We start from the raw sequence: 18,890 nt of genomic DNA on the forward strand, positions 1-18,890 counted from the left end.
CCTTGTTTTAGCTTTGTTGGAAGATTATTTAAAGTCTTTTACGATAAGTATAAAGCCGATAAGGTATGGAATTCGCTAAGGGTATTCTTGAAAAAAGACTATTATTAATAGGTAATTTTATACTCACCTCTGGTAAGGTCAGTCCATATTATTTAGACCTCAGGAGACTACCTAATTACCCAGAGATATTTAACGAAGTAGTGAATAAAGCTACTGAGATAATAAAAGGTTTGGACTTCGACATCATAATAGGAATAGCTACTGGAGGGATTCCATTCGCGTCATTTCTAGCATGCAAGCTTCAGAAACCTTTAGGTTATATAAGAAGTGAGAAAAAGGGATATGGTACTGATCGTTTGGTTGAGGCGGAAGTACAAGGAAAAAAAGTTATCATAGTTGATGACGTGGTAACTACTGGGGGATCTATATTAAGGGCCGTTGATGAGGTGAGGAAAAACGGCGGATTAGTTAATTATGCACTCGCTATAGTAGATAGGCAGGAAGGTGCTTCTAAAAAGCTAAAGAATATAGATGTAAATTTAATCTCAGTCTATAAAATAAGTGATATCCTAAACTATCTTCTTTCCTCGGACTTAATAAACGACACTGATAAGAAAGCTATAAAGGAATATTTGGTGAATAATCTTGTTGAGTAAAACTATACTAGCCTTGGACAAAGTCCTACCAATTAAGACACTGAAAGGTATCAGGGATTATATTCCCAAGGTGAAATTTAGCTATATCACTTTACTTGATGGAGGGTTAGAATATCTAAAGGAAGTTTATAAGTTGGGTTGGGAAGAAGTGATTTTTGATTTAAAACTCGCCGATATTGACTCTACTATGGTTGGTATAGTCAGTAGACTGACTAGTTTTTCAGATTCCTTTATCTCTCATTCCTTTATAGGGTTCGAAGGAGCTCTTGACGATCTCTCATCATATTTATTAAAGGAAGGTAAGGGACTATATTTAGTTCTTTCTATGTCTCATAAGGGTTGGAACGATTCTTTCTACCCTTATTTGAAGGATGTTGCTAAACGCGTAAATCCTAAGGGATTTGTTGTCGGAGCTACTAAACCAGAGATGATTAAGGTAGTAAGGAACGACTTCCCTGAAAAAATTATTATATCACCAGGTGTGGGAGTTCAGGGAGCTCTGTTTGGGGACGCGTTATGTAATGGTGCCGATTACGAAATCGTAGGTAGGAGTATATATTCCTCCACAGACCCTGTCAAAACAGCCCGTGAGTTAGTTGCTAAGCAAGAGGTAAGGATTAATGAGTGCAAGGAAGTTTCAGAAAATAGAAAGTAATGAGCTAAGTTTAAAACTTGCAAAGATCGCAGAGCTGATTTACAAAGCTGAAGAAATACATGAAGATACGGGGGAAGAGCCTACAACGGACTTTCAGAAATTATACACACAAGCAGGTATTGAAGGAACAGAAATTGGTAAAGGAAAATTCAGTTACTTTGCGTTATATGAGGAATTTGCTAAAATCTACATAGAGTTTATCAGTAAGGTAATGAGGACTTACGCATTAAAGACGAGAGAGACAGAGATAGAGTTCATTAATATACTTCTTGATGATGGCAATTATCTCGTGTTAGAGGGAGAAGAGGATAGAGTAGTGATTCCTCATCCCTCAGCTATTGCCTCTACTCATACTCATCCTAACGTCTGCGTTTTCTCGCACAAGGATCTCGAAACAGCTTCTTACCTATTTATAAAGAATTATCTAGCGGTGGGGGTAACCACGGACGAATGTTTGTTACTGATTTTCAGAAAAGGTGCTTACACGTTAGAGGATAAGAACGAGCTGGAGAAACTGGCAAGGATAACTAAAAAGAGTAAAACATTACAAGACGTTCTAAATGGTTATAAAAACTCAAGGTTTAATCAGTTAGCTCTTCAAATGGTTCGGATTGTTTAGCAAGGAGATCTATTGTTGCTTCCGCTATGTCGATGGAATATCTTATAGCTCTTCTAAGGGAGTCCATGATTATTAGTAGAGATCCTGTTTTCTTGGGATCAAGTTGAGAAGAGAGGATAGATTGAGATATAAGAGTATTAGAATTCAACAAGTCATACTCTTTCTTAATTACGTCGTGGGCTATATTCCCGTCTTTGTTGAAGAATGAATTTACCGAAGTCTTATAGAAGTCTGCAATAGTTTTGCCGTGGTCATATACTCTTTTGTCATCAAGTCTCTCTAAGGTCCGAAGTTGTTGTAATATCCTTACTGAGTGATCTGAAATCCTCTCTATAGATTTCACGACTGAGAATATATTTATTATCTGAGTTAAGTTATATCCTTCGTTCTCGAGAATATCCGAGTATTCAACCGACAAAGAAAGTTGTCTTACAGTGTAAAAGTAAAACCTATCTACGTCATCATCTCTATCAGAGATTTCTTTGCTGAGCTTTTCATCCCCTTCCCACAAGGCATCCATCGAGTCCCTCAACATATTATAGGAGATGTTGAATGCTCTACTAATGGACTTAGTCAGAGACAGATCCTTCTCATTAACTAGAAATTGGATCATTAAACTACTAGCATTCTCATCAATAACTTCAGCCCCAAGAAGTCTTTTTCTTACTACGTCCTTTATCATCTCTCTATCGTCTGCAGTAAATTTGTTACATGATACTGTAACTAATGAATATCCTGCCATATAATATGCGATTATCTCTCTTATAACAAAGGAGATATCAGGCTTATTACAGTTGAGACCTATAGTTTTCTCTCTTTTCTCGTCTCCCTCTCTATTTTTTGGGGTAAGTATTAATCGTAGTTGTTTGTCCTGCCTTATCTCTATCTCATCACCAGGTTTTAAGGAATGTTCCTTCACCCAACTTTTTGGTAGGGATACTATATATGTGGAACCGCCAGTTAATTGTATTTTTCTCACTATAGGCTTTATCATAGTCTATTTTCACTATATACTTGCCTCGGAGACTTTATATTTTTTATTTATCTCTTGTTTAGCAATACTTTCAGACTCAGAGAGTATTTTGTTCGCTTCTTCCGATATATTCTGTATAAAGGGGGTTTCAGTAGTTTCAATCGGTATTAATGAATCTAAAATCTCGTCTATTATGGGAGAAAATTCAATTGAAGAACCTATTTCCTTCTTAAGTACCTTTACAGCTTCTACTACTGGAGCTAGATAACCACGAACCTCTCCAAGAATTAACACAGTCTCCAGTCTAATCTCAAGGATTTCCAAAATGATTTTCAACTGGATAAGCCTAGATATTATATTCTTGTTCATATCCGCCTCTTTTATATATTCCCTACTTAGATAGGGGAACCTACCTACATTAGATAAGGAGAGCCTTTCCAAATTTTTAACTCTACTATCGATTCTACTTACCCAGAAATCGATCTTATTAATTGCGATTTTAACGTCTGCAAGTAACTCTGGTAGTGTCTTTTTCCTTCTCACAAATACCACATTTGAGCCCAAACATTTAAGAGGATTTAGTCTCCTTAAGAACCTCATTCAAAACGTTTGCATACATGCGGTAGAAAGAAGTAAGCTTATATAATGCCCCATATCCGTCTCCTTCTCTATATACTATTTGATTATCCATTAAGACCTCGAGATGATGAGTTACGGTTTTATAATCTATAGAGAGTTGCTTAGCTATCTGGTTGGCATTCATTGGAGAGCTCTCAAGTAATTTCACAATTTTAAGCCTAGTATTTCCCCCTCTGGAGGTCAAAAAGAGAAATTTGAAAAGCTTTTTGATTTGCCTGATCTCTTTATCACTCACTATGGTTTAGAAAAGGGTTTACAGTATTAATAAATCTCTCCGTAAATTCCGCGTTGAGAGATCTCGGTTATCACTTCTGAAATAGTAGGATGAGAGAACTGTACTTTATAGAGATCACTTAACTTCAGGGATAACTCCATAGCTAAAGCTAATGTGTTTATAACTTCTGTTGCCCCCTCACCTACCATATTAGCACCCAGAATCTTTCCTTCAGAGTCCACGTAAACTTTCAGGAATCCCTCAGGTTCATTAAGTGTCCACGCTCTCGGTATATCCCTCATAAGGACTTTTATCTCTCGAGCATCTATTCCAGCCTTCTTCAACTCTTCAGCAGTTTGCCCAACTACTCCTATTTCGAGATCTGCGAAAATTGAAGACGGAATATATTTGGGCATTTCTGTATTTTTACCACCTATATTATCTCCAGCGATAATTCCTTGTCTCCATGCCTTTGTTGCGGAGAGGGGTACTCCAGCTACATCACCTACAGCGTAAACTTTTGGATTACTAGTTCTCGCCTTATTGTCTACCTTAATGTAGCCTCTTTGGTCACTGTCTACTTTTATAGCCTTTAGATCAATGCCGTTAGTTACTGGTTTCCTCCCTATAGTAATAACAGCTAAATCTCCCTTGACTTCCTCTGTAGATGAAGGCGTTTGTGCAGTAAATACAACTTTATCGTCACTCTTTACTATCTTTGACTTGGTGTTAAGATAGATCTTAACACCTTTTTCTTCCAATCTTTTCTTTACTTCATTTGCAACTTCAATATCTATTCCTGGAACGGGCAATAGTCTTGGCATTAACTCTATAATAGTAACGTTCTTATTCATAGCCCTGAACAAGGTCGCTAGCTCCACGCCAGCAACTCCTCCACCTACTATAATTATATTATTAGGTAAGGATGGTAAGTTCATTGCAGTCCATGGATCTACTACGTTCCTCCCGTTCAGTGGGAAGTCTGCTAAAGAAAGAGGCTCTGAACCAGTCGCGATTACCATCATATCTGTGGTTATCACTTTTCCGTTAACCTCTACCTCCCCTTCCCTTTTTACACTGGCTTGTCCTTTTATGACGTCAACGTTATACTTCTTGAGGACTGAAGTGAAAGAATTCTTGACGTTCTTTATTATTTCATTTTTGAATACTCCAAGTCTATCGTAATCTATCTCTACCTTTCCCGAAATCCAGTTCGATTTTGCAGTTTTACTAACCAGCTTTAAGGCATCTATTAGGGTCTTTGACGGAATACAAGCTCTGTTTAAACACTCTCCCCCGAGTTCATCTTTTTCAATTATAGCGACTTTTTTACCTAATTCCGAACTTCTTATTGCTGCAGTTAAACCTCCTATTCCTCCGCCGATTACCACTACATCATAATTCATTATTTTTCTTAATTCTCCTAGTAAGATAGGTTTTAAGCTTTTGCAAAACGCTTTGTAAGTCCTTATCCAACATCTTTATTTTATCATCGGGACAAAGAGCAAGGTACTCCAGCTCCGTAAAGACTTTAAACTCCTCTTCAATGTCGTCTAAAGATCTAGTAAGGTCTAAATATCTCTCAACAAAATATCTCCCGTTTTCACAATTCTTCAATATAAAGCTTAGTAAGCCTAAATCCATTATTCTCTTTCTACCATTCTTATTGTTCATAAGAACTACTCTGACTCCTATAGGGATATCGTCGTATAGGTCGTTTAAGGAGATTTCATCCGTGGAGAGAAAAATGACGGATTCCTCAGCCCTTAGAAATTTTTCAACTACCCTATTCATTAATACTTTTTAGGTCATTAAGAGTAAAAAGTGTCGTGGAAAACTGGGAAGATTATAAAAAGAAAGCATGGGAAAGAATTCTAAGAGACAAGGAGATCGGGTATTTAGACCCAGACATATTCGAAGTATTAGAGGTGTTCTTTAAAAGGCAAAAGGCATATACACAGAGTAGCTGTAGCGGTAGGGTTTCCATTGTAGACTCGTATTTACCGTGGGAGAGAAAAGATTCCACTGTAGTTTATAAGAATCATATTACCTTCAGTATGGAAGATTTAAAAGACACAATATCTAAGGGTTACGTGAGAAGGCTCTGGTTGATCGTGCAAGGTCCAATCCTACACGTGTATACTAAAGATATGGAAGAAGCGTGGGAGTTATTGAAGATAGCTAGAGGTGCTGGCTTCAAGCACAGTGGTATTCTAACCTCAAATAATAAAGGAGTTCTGATCGAGTTAAGAACCGGAGTAAAAATGGTTCATTACCTCTCACCTTCTTTAGACCAGAAAGAGCTGGAAGAGTTAGTATCTATTTCACTAGAGGTTTTACGTAAGGGTAAGGATAAGCTTAGGAAATTAAAGGAAAGTGTTGAGTCATCTATATCCAATGAGTCTATGGAGCTGAGGGAGAACTCTAAAAGGGAGACCGAACTCCATTACGGCATCAACCAGCCTCCTTAAGGCTTCCTCATAATTATTCACCCTACCGTCGGGTTGTAGGATGACTTTTTCGGGGTTTATGTTATTCCTCCTGACGAATTCAGCTACTTCCTTGAGGTCTTTTTCTGGGTTAACTATCACGAATTTGTAATAGGTCGGCCATTTCTCGTAAATAAAATTATAGTTAAACTTGTAACCTGCGTTACTGAGTTTAGGTGATACAGAGAAGATGTCCACGAGTTCCACAAGTTTTTTCGGTGGTCTAATAGTTCCGCTGGTTTCAATCAAGACTTTCTGCTTTAGCTCTAGTTTAATCGCAGCAACAAGAGGTGTAATGTTCTGAAGAAGCGGTTCTCCCCCCGTTATTGTAGTTAACGGTAAATTTCTGTTTAGCTGGGACAAGATGTCATCCAGTGTCATCTCCTTTCCTTCATATTTAAACCAAGAGTACTTCGTATCACACCATATACATCTTAAGTGACAACCAGCAAGCCTGATAAAGTTTGAGGGGGTACCAATTACTTCTCCTTCTCCCTGAATGGACTGAAAAATCTCAGTTATCCAGTACTTTATCTCCGATCTCATGTTTCATTAAGGGTATTACATAATTTAAAAGTTCATTTATGCCTTCCCCTTTTTCAGCACTAATCTCGAATTCTGGATTGACTTTAGTTTTTATCTCTTTGTATAATTTTTCGTCTTTATCATCGATCTTATTCAGTATGGGTATTACCCTCTTTCCTAACCCTTTTACCTCTTCGTACAAGTCTAACTGTTCTTTCGCGCTGTATAATGAGGTTTTAGATACATCGAAGATGAAAAGAATTATACCATCCAGATTTTTGATCGCATTAATTGCTTGTAACTCGATCTTGTTCCTTTTAGCCATAGGTCTGTCTAATATCCCTGGTGTATCTATAACCTGGGCTTTAAAAAACCCTAAGTCTATATGTCCTACGTGTATTTCCTTAGTAGTAAAAGGATATGATGCGACTTCCGGTTTAGCACTTGATATTTTCCCTACTAACGTGCTCTTACCCACGTTAGGGGCTCCAGCTATGACAATTGTAGGTAATGAAGGATCTATTGCTTTGAGTTTCCTCAATGATTTTGCCACTTGTATAGTCCAGCTAACACATTCACTTCTCTTCCTCAGAATCGAGTTTACCCTTCCTACACACTGTCTCATAAGCTTATTTGCTTCTTCATCTTGGCTCTTCCTTATTAATCCCATGTACTGTCTCGTTATCTTTCTAGACAGAATTACTGCTCTATTTATTGCGCTTAAACACATCTTAAGTTTATCGACGTCTCCAGCTACTATTCTCACCATTTCTTGATAGAAAGGGTGGAGTTCATCTACTTTTGGGAACGTGCTCACAAATTCGCTGTATCTCGATAAAGAATCCTCTAACGATTTCACTCTCCTTAATTCTCTATCTTTAGGAGTATTCCCACCAATAGAAGGTATCTTGTTTAGGTAAGACTTTATAAAGTCCTCAACTTCTGGAGGTATTTTTATTTTCTCGAAGGGGTTCAACATACTTTTGTTCCTGCGGGTACTTCCCCATCTACTGTTATAATTCTCGGTTTTATTCCTTTCTCCTCATCTTCTTTGCATCCGGCAGCTAGGATCATTCCCTGACTTTCAAATCCCCTTATTTTTCTTGGTTTTAAATTAGCAATTAAGATTACTCTTTTCCCCACTAATTCTTCTGGTTTATAAAATTCTGCAATTCCACTTATTATCTGTCTAGTTTCCGTCCCCAAATCTATCATGAGTTTCAGGAGCTTTGTCCCCTCTATATGCTCAGCGCTTTTTACAATCCCTACTCTTAAGTCTAACTTTGCGAAATCGTCGATAGTTATCTCGCTCATGGCCAGTATTTAGCTGTAGGCTTAAAATAAAATACTGTCTTTTACTTGGTTAAGTAAATGCTTTTCCTTCATTTACAATAGTTTTTTATACCGCGCGTGTAAATCACGATTATGGATTTTGCAAAGGTCGCAGAAGGTAAAACGAAAATAGTATATGATTACGATAAAGAACATTACCTTCTTTACTTCAAGGACTCCATAACGGCTGGAGACGGAGCTAGAAAGGATGAAATGCCGGGAAAAGGAGTATTAAACGCTCAGACATCAGCTTTCCTCTTCAGAATTCTAGAGTCTAAGGGGATAGAGACCCACTATGTAGGAATGTATGATGAAAGGACTATGATAGTGAAAAAGTTAAGCATGGTTCCAGTAGAAGTCGTCTTGAGGAATATAGCTACCGGAAGTATTGTGAAAAGGCTTCCAATAAAAGAGGGCGAAAAGTTCAATCCTCCAATAGTGGAGTTCTTCCTAAAAGACGATGAAAGGCACGATCCTTTACTTAACTACTCTCACATGGAATACTTTAAGCTGTTTACGAGAAAGGAGGCTGAACAAGTAGAGGAAGTAATGAAGCAAGTAAATAACGTGCTGTATAATTTCTTCCTCGAAAAGGGGCTACTACTTTACGACTTTAAACTGGAATTCGGAAGGCTTGGTGACAAGCTCATTATAGGAGACGAAATTACATTAGACTCTATGAGAATCAGGGAAAAAGACACTCTAAGAATTCTCGATAAGGATCTATATAGGAAAGGAGCCGATCTGGAGACCGTAAAGAGGAGTTACGAGGAGTTCTTCAAGAGAATAACGTCGTGAAGAGGTGGAAATGAGTGATCTACAAGGTTGAGCTAATAATACTTAATAAGGATGGGATAAGAGATCCGGAAGGAGAAACAATACAGAAATATGTCGTAGAAAAGATCAGTAAAAACGTAAATAGTACTAGAGCTGGTAAATACATTCTTTTCAACGTTGAATCTTCCACTCCAGAAGATGCTGAAAAGACGGTAAAGAGAATTGCAGAGGAAGGTAGATTGTACAATCCTATAGTCCACAAGATAATTGTAAGGGTGAATAGGGACGAAGACGGCGATTATTAAATTCCCCGGGACTACTTGTGAAGTTGATGTTTATAAAGCACTTCTCGAGGCTTCAGTTGATGCAGAAATAGTGAAATTTAAGGATTTCGATCCCGATAAATATAAGGCTGTAGTTCTACCAGGAGGATTTAGCTTCGGTGATTATCTTAGGGCGGGTAGTATAGCGGCTAGCACGGAGACAATGAAAAAAGTCAAGCAAATGGCCGATGAGGGAAAAGTCGTCATAGGAATTTGTAATGGCTTCCAAATTTTGGTAGAAAGTGGATTACTTGAAGGTGCTTTGTTGCCTAACCTGAATTTGAGGTTCATTAGCAAATGGGTTTATTTGAAGGTAGGAAGGAAAGATACTGTCCTGACTAAAGGTTTAGAGAAAGATATCATTAAAATGCCCATAGCCCATGCTGAGGGAAGGTACTATCACACCGACCCGGAAAGGGCTAAAAGACTTGCAGTACTCTATTATACAAGTCAAGACGGTACCGTAGACGAGAAGTACAATCCTAACGGTTCTCTTTTTAATATAGCCTCAGTAGCTAATGAGGAAGGAAATGTAATCGGGATGATGCCCCATCCTGAGAGGGCTTCTTTCAAGTTAACTTCCCCTGATGGTGCTACGGACGGGTTATTATTGTTTAGGGGGTTGAGAAAATGGTGAGGTTGAGTCTTTCAGCTTACGAGATGGAATTAGTGAGGAAAAAGTTGGGCAGGGAACCTACTGAAGCTGAATGGGCTACAATAGACGCATTGTGGTCTGAGCATTGCTCTTACAAGTCGTCTAAGGTTTATCTGAGGAGCTTTCCGAGTACTGGGGAGAGAGTAGTGATGGGAATAGAGGACTGGCAAGACGCTGGAGCATTGGATGTAGGTGATGGCTGGGCAATCGTATTAAAACTGGAGAGTCACAATCACCCTTCAGCAATTGACCCCTTTAATGGTGCTGCTACCGGAGTAGGGGGCATTATTAGGGATATTATAAGTAAGGGTGCTGTTCCTATAGCCTTATTGGATATGATTAGAGTCGGTAACCTAAATAAAGACAAGAACAGATGGCTCCTGAAGAACATTATTAAGGGTATAGGATTTTACGGTAATAGTATTGGAGTTCCAGTAGTAGGTGGTGAATTATCTTTTGACGAAACTTATGACGATAACCCGCTAGTAGATGTTGCAGGTATAGGTATCGTAAGAAAGGACAGAATAGTTCCCAGTATAGTAAAACAACCTGGGCTCAGGATTGTTATAGTCGGTCTTACTGGCCTGGACGGTTTAGGAGGAGCATCTTTTGCGTCTAGGAAGTTGAGCGGAGAGAACGAGATAGGTGCTGTTCAAATTGCTGACCCCTTTGCGGGCAAGATAGTACTAGACGTTACTCTGGCTGTAGCAGATAAGGTTGACGCCATTAAGGATTTAGGAGGTGGAGGGCTGGTGGTCGGGGTCACTGAAATGGCTAACGGACTCGGTGCCGTAGTAGATCTTGACAAAGTCCCGTTAAGAGTTTCTGATTTAACTCCTGAAGAAATTCTCATATCTGAGACTCAGGAAAGAATGCTGTTTGCGGTCAAGGAAGAAAAGGTAAAGGAGGTATGTAAAGAGTTTGAGTATTATGAATATCCATGCGCAGAAATAGGCTACTTTACAGAAGACAGTATAGTTAGGTTTCGGTATAAGGGTAAAGACGTCGTAAGGTTGCCTTCTGATTTACTTCTTTCCCCACCTCTTTTCATGTGGGATGTAAAGAGACCTATAAAACAAGTTAAGGAGAGACCAGAAATTAACATAGAAGAAGCTATAAGAAAGACGCTGATTCATCCCGATTTCGTAAGTAAGGAATGGGCTTACTCCCAGTTCGACTACGAAGTAGGTACCTCGACAGTAATAAAGCCTGGGGAAGCTGATGCGTCAGTAATAGTCTTACCGAACCAGAAATTGTTGGCTGTGAAGGGAGACGCGAATCCAGATTTATGTGAAGAGGATGCTTATGAGTGCGGTAAATACATAGTAGCAGAAGCTTATAGGAACTTAGCCACAGTAGGTGCTAAAGGGATAGGTATTGTAGATCACCTTCAATTCGGTGACCCCAGAAAGCCGGAGGTTTACTACACATTCGTAGAAGCTTTAAGAGGTATTGCAGAGGCTGCTAAGTTCTTTAATACACCAGTAGTCGGCGGTAAAGTTTCTTTCCACAATGAAAACAAAGAGGGTAAACCGATAAAGCCTACACCACTCATTGTAATGGCTGGGCTAGTTGAAAACAAATTCCTTAGACCCTCAGTAGAGAATGGTTTAAGTGTCGTGATGTTGGGATTAACGAGAAACGAATTACGCGGTACCTTCTTGACTAAACTTTACGGTAGTTTTGGTGATGTTCCTAAGGTAAGGCTAAACGAGGATCTATTAGCAAGTGAGTTGATCATCCAAGGGATAAACGAGGGTAAAGTTAAGTTCTCGAAAGATGTGGGTAGAGGAGGGTTAGTAACAGCCTTATTTCCTATCCTTGTGAAGAACTGTGGGTTAGAGGTTCAAACCAGTCAGATAAAGACTGATGCAGGAGACGATTTGCTTGTAAAACTCTTCTCTGAATCTAGTGGTAGATTCGTGGTGTTAACTGATGACCCTGAATGGTTCATCAGGAATAAGAAGGGGGTTATGGCGTCAGTAATCGGTAAAGTCAATTCCGATTCTGGTATACTTAAGATAGACGGAAAGTCCTTAGATCTATCGCGGGAGATTGAAAATTATTATAATTACCTCTATAAGGTGATTGAGAATGATTAAGGAGCATTGCGGAATAGTTGGAGTGTGGAGTAAGGATAACAAGGCTACGTTTATTGCATACGAAGTGCTCAAGTTATTACAACATAGGGGTCAGGAATCAGCCGGGATTTCCTATATTGACGGAGGCATTAAGACCTTAAAAGGCATGGGTTTAGTTGAGGATGCAATAGATCCCATATTTCTTAAATCCTCTAACTTGTCCATAGGTCATGTAAGGTATTCTACCACCGGAAAGGGGACTATAGACGAGGCACAACCTCTCAGTAACGGAAAAATATCCTTAGCATTTAACGGTACTATTCCTAATTATTACAAGTTTGGCACTAATACAGATACGGAATTCATCCTTAAGGTACTAAGTGAGAGTGAAGATATTAAGGCAGGGATAAGGAAACTTGCAGACATTGCCGATGGTGCTTACTCCATTGTTATATTAACTTCAGACGGGGAGTTAATAGGCTTCAGAGACCCCAAGGGCTTTAGGCCTCTAGTCTTAGGTAAGATAGGAGAAAATTATGTGATTGCCTCTGAGGACTCTGCCATCAGACAATTAGGAGGGAGTATAATAAGAGATGTTAAACCAGGAGAGATGATTTATGTTGATAAGAACGGGAATATCGAAAGCGAAATCATAGCTTCTAGCCCGGTATCTTTCTGCTCCTTTGAGTACATTTACTTTGCCAGATCTGACTCTGTGATTGACGGAGTTTCCGTTTACTCAGCAAGAGTCAGGCTTGGTGAAATCCTTGCCGAGAAACACTACGTGGATGCTGACATAGTTGTCCCAGTACCGGAATCCTCTATCCCAATAGCCGTAGGGTATTCAAGAAAGTCTAAGATTCCTTTAGAGTTGGCGTTAGTAAGGAGTATGATCGCTAAGAGGTCTTTCATAATGCCTACACAAGATAAGAGGGAAAGCGTTCTTGAGGATAAGTTTGGGGTAGTCAAGGACGCCATTCAAGGCAAAAGGATTGTGTTAATCGATGACTCGATTGTGAGAGGGAATACGATGAAGCGTATCGTTAAATTGATGAGGGATAACGGGGCTAGGCAAGTTCACGTAAGAGTCGGCTCCCCTAAAATACGTTATCCTTGCTATATGGGGATCGATTTTCCAACATCACGTGAGCTAATAGCTTATGGCAAGACGGAAAAAGAAATAGCAAGTGAAATAGGTGCAGATAGTGTAGAGTACCTCACTATTGAGGAGATGATAAGTGCGATAGGTAGAAAAGACTTATGTCATGCATGTTTTTCTGGGGTATATCCCCTTAAATTCTCGTACGATATGTCCCAACTGGAATCCGTGTTTAAGAGGTGAAAAAATGGGAGGTATATTAGGTATATATGCATTTGATAAAATATGGAATGTAAGTAAGTTCCTATACTACGGTTCAATAGGGCTTCAGCATAGGGGTTATTCCTATAGCGGTATATCGACTCTTAACGACAATGGCTTTTCAACCATTACCAGTAACGTGGCTCCGGAGGATCTAGATGTTAAAGGTCTAGAAGGGTGGGCCGGAGTAGCTTATAATGGGACTAAACAAGGATATCCCTTAGCGACAGATTACGGTGTTGCTGTCATAGACGGCATTGTGAAAGATGTAGAGGGTTTGTTAAAAAGCGTTTACAAAGACCCGGAGAAGGGGTTACAAGAAAGTAAAGGAGTTTTTTCAATGATATTTCTTACTAAGGATGGCAGGATGATTGGTTACAGAGACGAGAGTGGTGTGAAACCCTTGGAAATAGGGGGTTTTGGTTTCGATTTGGCAATACTATCTTCAGAGACCTCTGGAATTTCCGTGATAGGAGGAGAGTTCAAAAGAGAGATCCAGCCAGGCGAAATGGTTTACATAGACACTTATAATGTATCATATTCTAGAATAAAAGATCCTAAACCTAGGTATTGTTCGATTGACATAATATACCAGAGCAGGATAGATAGCCACGTATTTGGGTTAGATATATACGACGTTAGAGTTAAAATAGGAGAGCAATTAGCCGAGGAAAAAAGGATAGATGCTGATGTAGTAATAGGAGTTCCAGACACTGCAATTCCTTATGCAATAGGTTATTCTAGAAAGACTGGAATTCCTTTCACTCTCGGCTTTACGAGGACCGGTAGCCCTATAAGGACTATGCTTGCCTCAGACGACTTCCTTAAAGTAATTGGAGTTCAGTTAAAGCTTAATCCAATAAAGGCTTCTATAAAGGGGAAGAGAGTAATCCTTGTTGACGATTCAATGGTGACTGGAAGAACACTAAAGAACACTATCTTTAGCTTGAGATCTTTGGGTGCTAAAGAAGTTCACGTGCTGATCGGTAGCCCTAAGTTAATTTCTTACTGTCCTTACGGAATGGAAGTTCCCGAAGAAAAAGACTTGATCGCCGCTAACCTATCAGATGAGGAAATATCAAAAGTGATAGGAGCTGACTCCATTTACTGGTTGAGCTTAGAAGGCTTGTATAAGGTCATCGGTCATAAGTCCTTATGTGTAGGGTGTATGACTAAGTCTTATCCAAAGGAGGTGTGAAAATCATGAAAGTACTACTAATAGGGGACGGAGCTAGGGAGAACGCATTAGCCGAAGCATTGGGCAAATCTAATAGAGGTTATAGAGTATATGCAATGTCCAGTTATGTAAACCCGGGTATAAAAGAAGTTGTAGACAAAACCGGAGGTAAGTATTATATTGGGAATATTCTATCCATTGAGAATGTTAGGAGAGTAATAAAGGAAGTCAACCCGGACTTTGGAGTTATAGGTCCAGAAGACCCTCTCTTTGAAGGTGTGGCAAACGCTTTTAGAGAGGAAGGGATCCCAGTAGTTGGTCCTAATAAAGAAGGTGCAATGATAGAGAAATCTAAAGTATGGATGAGGCAGTTGATGTGGAAATATAATATCCCAGGTAGGCTTAGGTTTAAGGCGTTTAATAACCTCGCTGAAGCGTCTAAGTTTATCTTAGAATTTGGAGGCTCGATAGCAATAAAACCGTCGGAGCAAGTAGGGGGAAAAGGAGTGAAGGTCGTTGCGGATCTTCAAGCTTATCTGAGCGAGGAAAAGAGAAATGCCTTGAGCAAAGGTGTGAATAATATAGCTGGTTTAGTAAAGGATGAGGTTAAACTAATCATTGAAGAGAAAGTTGACGGACCTGAGTACACCCTCCACGTATTAACCGATGGATACTCATACTTGCCTCTGCCTCTAGCTCAGGATTATAAGAACGCATACGAAGACGGAATAGGTCCAGAGACGGGTGGAATGGGATCTATATCAGGCCCAGACCACCTATTACCATTCATAAACGAGGAAGAGTACGAGAAATCTTTAGAGATAGTAAAGCTAACTGCAGAAGCCATAAGGAAGGAAACCGGAATGGATTATATAGGCGTATTATCTGGTCAGATGATGTTGACAGGTTTGTGGGGACCAACTATAATTGAGTATTATTCGAGATTAGGAGACCCAGAGGCTTCAGCAATAATCCCTAGAATTAGATCTGATTTCGCTGAGATCCTCGAGTTAACTGCTACAAGGCACTTGAGCAAAGCAAAGCTAGAGGTTGAAGAGAAGCCTTCAATAGTTAGGGCTGTAGCTCCCTTAGGCTATCCTTTAGACAAGAAAATGGCTTCGGGCCACAAGATCTCCTTAGATCTACCTAAGATGAGAGAATTGGGCTGTAATGTTTACTTTGGTTCTGTAGCTTTAGAGGGAATGTCCCTAGTGACCAAGGGTTCAAGAGCGATAGAGATAGTTGTTATAGATGATTTTATTAATGCAAGTAATAAATTAGATCAGTGCTTCTCTCTAGTTAGTTCCGATACGAAGCTGATTTATAGGCACGACATAGGGAATACTTTAGAAGTTCAAGTGGAGAAGGCTGAGATAGTGAGGTATACTTACAAATCGAGGGAAAAGAACGGTATGCTGGGAATATCTGCGGATTGGTCTCCTAACGGTGGTCTTTGGTGAGCGAATACTCTAAATCTGGTGTGGATTTGAACAAGTTACGAAGTTATCATTCTTTTATTTCCTCTTACCTCTCTTCTTCTGATCTTCCCATAAAAATAGGACATTACGCTGGAGCTATTAAATTAGGAGATAAGTATATTGTAATGCATGTTGACGGAGTAGGTACTAAGACACTGTTAGCCTTAAAGACCGGAATTATTGAACCCACTGGTATAGATTGCGTGGCAATGAACGTTAATGATATTGCTTGTGTAGGGGCTAAGCCAATCGCTTTGGTTGATTACCTAGCGCTAGAGAAACCTATGGACGATGTAGTGGAGAAGGTTTTGAGAGGCCTAAAACATGGAGCTGAGGAGTCACAAGCTATTATTGTTGGCGGTGAGACTGCTATTATGCCTGGGGTTATAACTGGCTATGATTTGTCTTGCTCTGTGGTGGGGGTTGCAGATAAACTCAAGACCGGTCAGGATGTCAAGCCCGGTGACGTAATTTTGGGTCTTGCAAGTAACGGAATTCATTCTAACGGTTACTCCTTAGTGAGAAAACTTATAGACGAAGGTAAAATTAGTTTAGAAAAATGGGCTGATGAGCTATTAAAACCTACAAAGATTTACTCAAACTCTGTTTTGTCTATCTTAGACAAAATTAAAGCTGCTGCCCATATCACTGGTGGTTCCTTCACTAAACTTAGGAGGATAACAAATTACCGCATTTCTATCCGACTTCCAGATCCACCTGAAGTGTTTAAAGTTATAGAAAATGGTGGAGTTTCACATGAAGAGATGCATAAAGTATTCAATATGGGAATCGGTATGGTTCTATTTGTATCTAAGGAAAATGTAGAGGAAATAATAAAGACTTTAGAAGGGAAAGAGAAAGTAATGGAATTGGGAAAAGTAGAAGAAGGAGAAGGTATTAAAATAACTACTTATAGGGGTCAAGTTCTAAATCTATGAAAAGCAACAGTAGTCCTTTTAAACTCTGGCGATAATAAAGGTGTCTAGTGACTATATATGAAACAGATGGATACAAAATCTCTAATTAATTATATAGCATTAAAAATACTAGGAGGTAGTGAATACATAATAGATGCTCTAGAGAAATACCTAGTGAAGGGGGAAGGTCCAGCGTCAGTTGCCTATGAATATCAGATATCAAAACATCAGCTTAGGGGTTACGCTCAGAGGATTATTGAAAAGAGTGGTAGTGAAGCAAGGGCTAAAAAGATTATTCCGATTATTAAGGAAATCTCAAAGGATATTAAACCGATAATTAAGAAGGGAGAGGATGAACTTTATACGTGTACTATATGTGACATCTCAGTTCCTAAGGAAGACGCTGAGGAACATGTTAGAAAATATCATAAAGATATACTTACAGCTACCATTAAAACTATGACAGAGAGGCTAGAGGAATACAAGAAAGCAAAGAACGCCGTAATACTTACTTCAGTAAGTTAAAACTTTTTACTCTGATTAATCGCTTTTTATGTCATGTTTTTTAGTCACTACTCTTATAAGATGGTATGACCATTTTTTATAGGAGATCATGAAGAAAGTTGTAAGTGTTAGACTTAGAGAGGAAATAGTTTCAAAGATTGATAAGTACACTGAAGAGCTGGGATTAGAAAGTAGAACTGATTTTCTTAGGCAAGCACTTGATTATTATGTACACAAAAAGAAGGGCTAAAGGACTCCTTCAACATTCCCTACCTAGAGAATTCGTTTTTCTGATGATGACCATATCTTAAATATTAAATTTTCTTTGTAAACACGGAAATGAAAATAGTCCTTGCATACTCAGGAGGTCTTGACACAACAGTTGCCATAAAATGGTTAAAGGAAACCTTCAACGCCACCGTTATAACAGTCACAGTAGATGTAGGGCAAAAAGATAATTTTGAAGATATAGAAAAAAGGGCATATATAGCTGGAGCAGAGAAGCACTATACAATTGACGCGAAAAAGGAGTTTGCTGATAAGTTTCTTTCTTACGCCGTAAAGATGAACGGACTTTATGAGGACGTTTACCCCTTAGCGACAGCATTAGCCAGACCGCTCATCGCTCAAAAGGTTGTTGAGATAGCTAAAAAAGAAGGAGCAGACGCTGTAGCTCACGGTTCCACTTCAAAGGGCAACGATCAGGTTAGGTTTGATTTAGCAGTTAAAGCCCTTTATCCAGAAGCCAAGGTTATTGCTCCTGCAAGGATATGGAAAATGACTAGGGAGACTGAATTACAGTACGCTAAAGAGAAGGGAATTCCGGTTAAATCAGAGAGTAGTAAATACAGTATTGATGAAAACTTGTGGGGGAGAAGTATAGAAGGAGATATAATTTCAGACCCATCCATAGAAGTACCTGAAGATGCTTTTGAATGGACGAAAAGAAAAACTAACGAAAAGCTGAAACTCGTTATCGAGTTCGATAAAGGTATACCGGTATCAGTTAATAACGAGAAAATGGATTTCGTAAAATTAGTTCAGATACTTAACGAACTAGCAGGTTCAAGAGGCTTCGGGAGGATTGAACACCTCGAGAATAGGGTTGTAGGCTTTAAGTCTAGAGAAGTTTACGAAGCTCCAGCTGCATTAGTGTTAATATACTCACATAAAGACTTGGAGAAGTCAACATACTCCCCCCTAGAGCTGAGATTTAAGAAGGTAATCGACTCTCAATGGTCGGACTTGGTATATCAAGGTCTCTGGTACGAGCCTCTGAGGGAAACCCTAGAGTTAGCTGGAGATAACTTAAACAAGTGGATTACGGGTGAAGTCCAAGTAGAGATTGACGGTAATGGAATGAGGATACTCGGAAGGAAGCCTAAATATTCGCCGTTCTCGGAGAAGGTAGCAAGTTATAATAAAGGATGGTACCCCACGGATGAGATGGCAAGAGGTTTCATTGAGATATTCGGTATGCATTCACTTCTCACGAGAGAAGTAAGGAGTGATTAAC

At 39.3% G+C, this 18,890-nt stretch carries 23 protein-coding genes; 15 read left to right on the plus strand and 8 right to left on the minus strand.

Features of this window, described 5'->3' with window-relative positions:
- Nucleotides 1-65: 65 nt before the first annotated feature.
- Genes pyrE through D1868_RS05345 form a run of 3 tightly spaced genes read left to right on the plus strand, consistent with a single transcriptional unit; the run spans nt 66 to nt 1,930 of the window.
- The gene (gene pyrE / locus D1868_RS05335; RefSeq protein ID WP_156006269.1) at nt 66-656 is read left to right on the plus strand and encodes an orotate phosphoribosyltransferase; all 591 of its coding nucleotides are present in this window, start codon (nt 66-68) and stop codon (nt 654-656) included.
- The gene (locus D1868_RS05340) at nt 649-1,311 is read left to right on the plus strand and encodes an orotidine 5'-phosphate decarboxylase (protein WP_231112475.1); all 663 of its coding nucleotides are present in this window, start codon (nt 649-651) and stop codon (nt 1,309-1,311) included. The genes pyrE and D1868_RS05340 overlap by 8 nt, the downstream gene beginning before the upstream one ends.
- Nucleotides 1,277-1,930: a hypothetical protein gene (locus tag D1868_RS05345; RefSeq protein WP_156006273.1), complete on the plus strand. Its 654-nt coding sequence runs from the start codon at nt 1,277-1,279 to the stop codon at nt 1,928-1,930. Before D1868_RS05340 ends, D1868_RS05345 begins: the two co-directional genes overlap by 35 nt.
- Here D1868_RS05345 and D1868_RS05350 read toward each other — a convergent pair.
- Genes D1868_RS05350 through D1868_RS05370 form a run of 5 tightly spaced genes read right to left on the minus strand, consistent with a single transcriptional unit; the run spans nt 1,893 to nt 5,550 of the window.
- Nucleotides 1,893-2,924 (minus strand): phosphate signaling complex PhoU family protein, encoded by a 1,032-nt coding sequence (locus tag D1868_RS05350; RefSeq protein WP_156006275.1) that lies wholly within the window; start codon nt 2,922-2,924, stop codon nt 1,893-1,895. The two genes, D1868_RS05345 and D1868_RS05350, sit on opposite strands and share 38 nt — an antisense overlap.
- A 12-nt stretch (nt 2,925-2,936) precedes the next feature.
- Nucleotides 2,937-3,467 carry a cell division protein CdvB3 gene (gene cdvB3, locus D1868_RS05355; protein ID WP_231112476.1) on the minus strand — a complete coding sequence of 177 codons (531 nt, stop codon included), beginning with the start codon at nt 3,465-3,467 and terminating at the stop codon, nt 2,937-2,939.
- 4 nt (nt 3,468-3,471) lie between these two features.
- A complete protein-coding gene (locus tag D1868_RS05360; protein WP_156006279.1) occupies nt 3,472-3,777 on the minus strand; it encodes a winged helix-turn-helix domain-containing protein in 306 nt (101 codons plus the stop codon).
- A gap of 26 nt (nt 3,778-3,803) precedes the next feature.
- Nucleotides 3,804-5,162: a dihydrolipoyl dehydrogenase family protein gene (locus tag D1868_RS05365; protein ID WP_231112477.1), complete on the minus strand. Its 1,359-nt coding sequence runs from the start codon at nt 5,160-5,162 to the stop codon at nt 3,804-3,806.
- Nucleotides 5,152-5,550 carry a hypothetical protein gene (locus D1868_RS05370; RefSeq protein WP_156006283.1) on the minus strand — a complete coding sequence of 133 codons (399 nt, stop codon included), beginning with the start codon at nt 5,548-5,550 and terminating at the stop codon, nt 5,152-5,154. The genes D1868_RS05365 and D1868_RS05370 overlap by 11 nt, the downstream gene beginning before the upstream one ends.
- Nucleotides 5,551-5,585: 35 nt before the next feature.
- Between D1868_RS05370 and D1868_RS05375 the strand changes: the two genes are divergently transcribed.
- Nucleotides 5,586-6,227, plus strand: a complete 642-nt coding sequence (locus D1868_RS05375) for a tRNA(Phe) 7-((3-amino-3-carboxypropyl)-4-demethylwyosine(37)-N(4))-methyltransferase (protein ID WP_156006285.1) — start codon at nt 5,586-5,588, stop codon at nt 6,225-6,227.
- Here the strand turns inward: D1868_RS05375 and D1868_RS05380 are convergent.
- The 3 genes from D1868_RS05380 to metG are packed head-to-tail and all read right to left on the minus strand — an operon-like array spanning nt 6,141 to nt 8,084.
- Entirely contained in the window at nt 6,141-6,779 is a 639-nt protein-coding gene (locus tag D1868_RS05380) for a 7-carboxy-7-deazaguanine synthase QueE (RefSeq protein ID WP_156007964.1), read from the minus strand. The genes D1868_RS05375 and D1868_RS05380 overlap by 87 nt on opposite strands.
- Nucleotides 6,760-7,749, minus strand: coding sequence for an NOG1 family protein (locus D1868_RS05385; RefSeq protein WP_156006287.1), 990 nt, complete (start codon nt 7,747-7,749; stop codon nt 6,760-6,762). The genes D1868_RS05380 and D1868_RS05385 overlap by 20 nt, the downstream gene beginning before the upstream one ends.
- Nucleotides 7,743-8,084, minus strand: a complete 342-nt coding sequence (gene metG, locus D1868_RS05390) for a methionine--tRNA ligase subunit beta (protein WP_156006289.1) — start codon at nt 8,082-8,084, stop codon at nt 7,743-7,745. The genes D1868_RS05385 and metG overlap by 7 nt, the downstream gene beginning before the upstream one ends.
- A gap of 111 nt (nt 8,085-8,195) precedes the next feature.
- On the opposite strand from metG, the gene purC reads away from it, so the two are divergent.
- The 11 genes from purC to D1868_RS05445 all read left to right on the plus strand — a co-directional run bounded on the left by purC (nt 8,196) and on the right by D1868_RS05445 (nt 18,889).
- Entirely contained in the window at nt 8,196-8,900 is a 705-nt protein-coding gene (gene purC / locus D1868_RS05395) for a phosphoribosylaminoimidazolesuccinocarboxamide synthase (protein WP_156006291.1), read from the plus strand.
- A 14-nt stretch (nt 8,901-8,914) separates the two neighbouring features.
- Nucleotides 8,915-9,184 (plus strand): phosphoribosylformylglycinamidine synthase subunit PurS, encoded by a 270-nt coding sequence (locus D1868_RS05400; protein WP_156006293.1) that lies wholly within the window; start codon nt 8,915-8,917, stop codon nt 9,182-9,184.
- Nucleotides 9,159-9,839 (plus strand): phosphoribosylformylglycinamidine synthase I, encoded by a 681-nt coding sequence (gene purQ / locus D1868_RS05405; protein ID WP_156006295.1) that lies wholly within the window; start codon nt 9,159-9,161, stop codon nt 9,837-9,839. The genes D1868_RS05400 and purQ overlap by 26 nt, the downstream gene beginning before the upstream one ends.
- The gene (gene purL, locus D1868_RS05410) at nt 9,836-11,959 is read left to right on the plus strand and encodes a phosphoribosylformylglycinamidine synthase subunit PurL (RefSeq protein ID WP_156007965.1); all 2,124 of its coding nucleotides are present in this window, start codon (nt 9,836-9,838) and stop codon (nt 11,957-11,959) included. The genes purQ and purL overlap by 4 nt, the downstream gene beginning before the upstream one ends.
- Nucleotides 11,946-13,280: an amidophosphoribosyltransferase gene (gene purF, locus D1868_RS05415; protein WP_420824483.1), complete on the plus strand. Its 1,335-nt coding sequence runs from the start codon at nt 11,946-11,948 to the stop codon at nt 13,278-13,280. Before purL ends, purF begins: the two co-directional genes overlap by 14 nt.
- Nucleotides 13,281-13,284: 4 nt before the next feature.
- Entirely contained in the window at nt 13,285-14,496 is a 1,212-nt protein-coding gene (locus D1868_RS05420; protein ID WP_156006299.1) for an amidophosphoribosyltransferase, read from the plus strand.
- A gap of 5 nt (nt 14,497-14,501) precedes the next feature.
- Nucleotides 14,502-15,935, plus strand: coding sequence for a phosphoribosylamine--glycine ligase (purD, locus tag D1868_RS05425; protein WP_156006301.1), 1,434 nt, complete (start codon nt 14,502-14,504; stop codon nt 15,933-15,935).
- The gene (gene purM / locus D1868_RS05430) at nt 15,929-16,891 is read left to right on the plus strand and encodes a phosphoribosylformylglycinamidine cyclo-ligase (protein ID WP_156006303.1); all 963 of its coding nucleotides are present in this window, start codon (nt 15,929-15,931) and stop codon (nt 16,889-16,891) included. Before purD ends, purM begins: the two co-directional genes overlap by 7 nt.
- A gap of 57 nt (nt 16,892-16,948) precedes the next feature.
- Entirely contained in the window at nt 16,949-17,395 is a 447-nt protein-coding gene (locus D1868_RS05435; protein WP_156006305.1) for a hypothetical protein, read from the plus strand.
- Nucleotides 17,396-17,483: 88 nt separating this feature from the next.
- Entirely contained in the window at nt 17,484-17,624 is a 141-nt protein-coding gene (locus tag D1868_RS05440; protein ID WP_156006307.1) for a ribbon-helix-helix domain-containing protein, read from the plus strand.
- Between the two features lie 89 nt (nt 17,625-17,713).
- Nucleotides 17,714-18,889 carry an argininosuccinate synthase gene (locus tag D1868_RS05445; protein WP_156006309.1) on the plus strand — a complete coding sequence of 392 codons (1,176 nt, stop codon included), beginning with the start codon at nt 17,714-17,716 and terminating at the stop codon, nt 18,887-18,889.
- Nucleotide 18,890 lies beyond the last annotated feature (1 nt).

Origin of the sequence: Stygiolobus azoricus (assembly GCF_009729035.1) — an archaeon.
In the GTDB taxonomy this organism is placed as follows: domain Archaea; phylum Thermoproteota; class Thermoprotei_A; order Sulfolobales; family Sulfolobaceae; genus Stygiolobus; species Stygiolobus azoricus.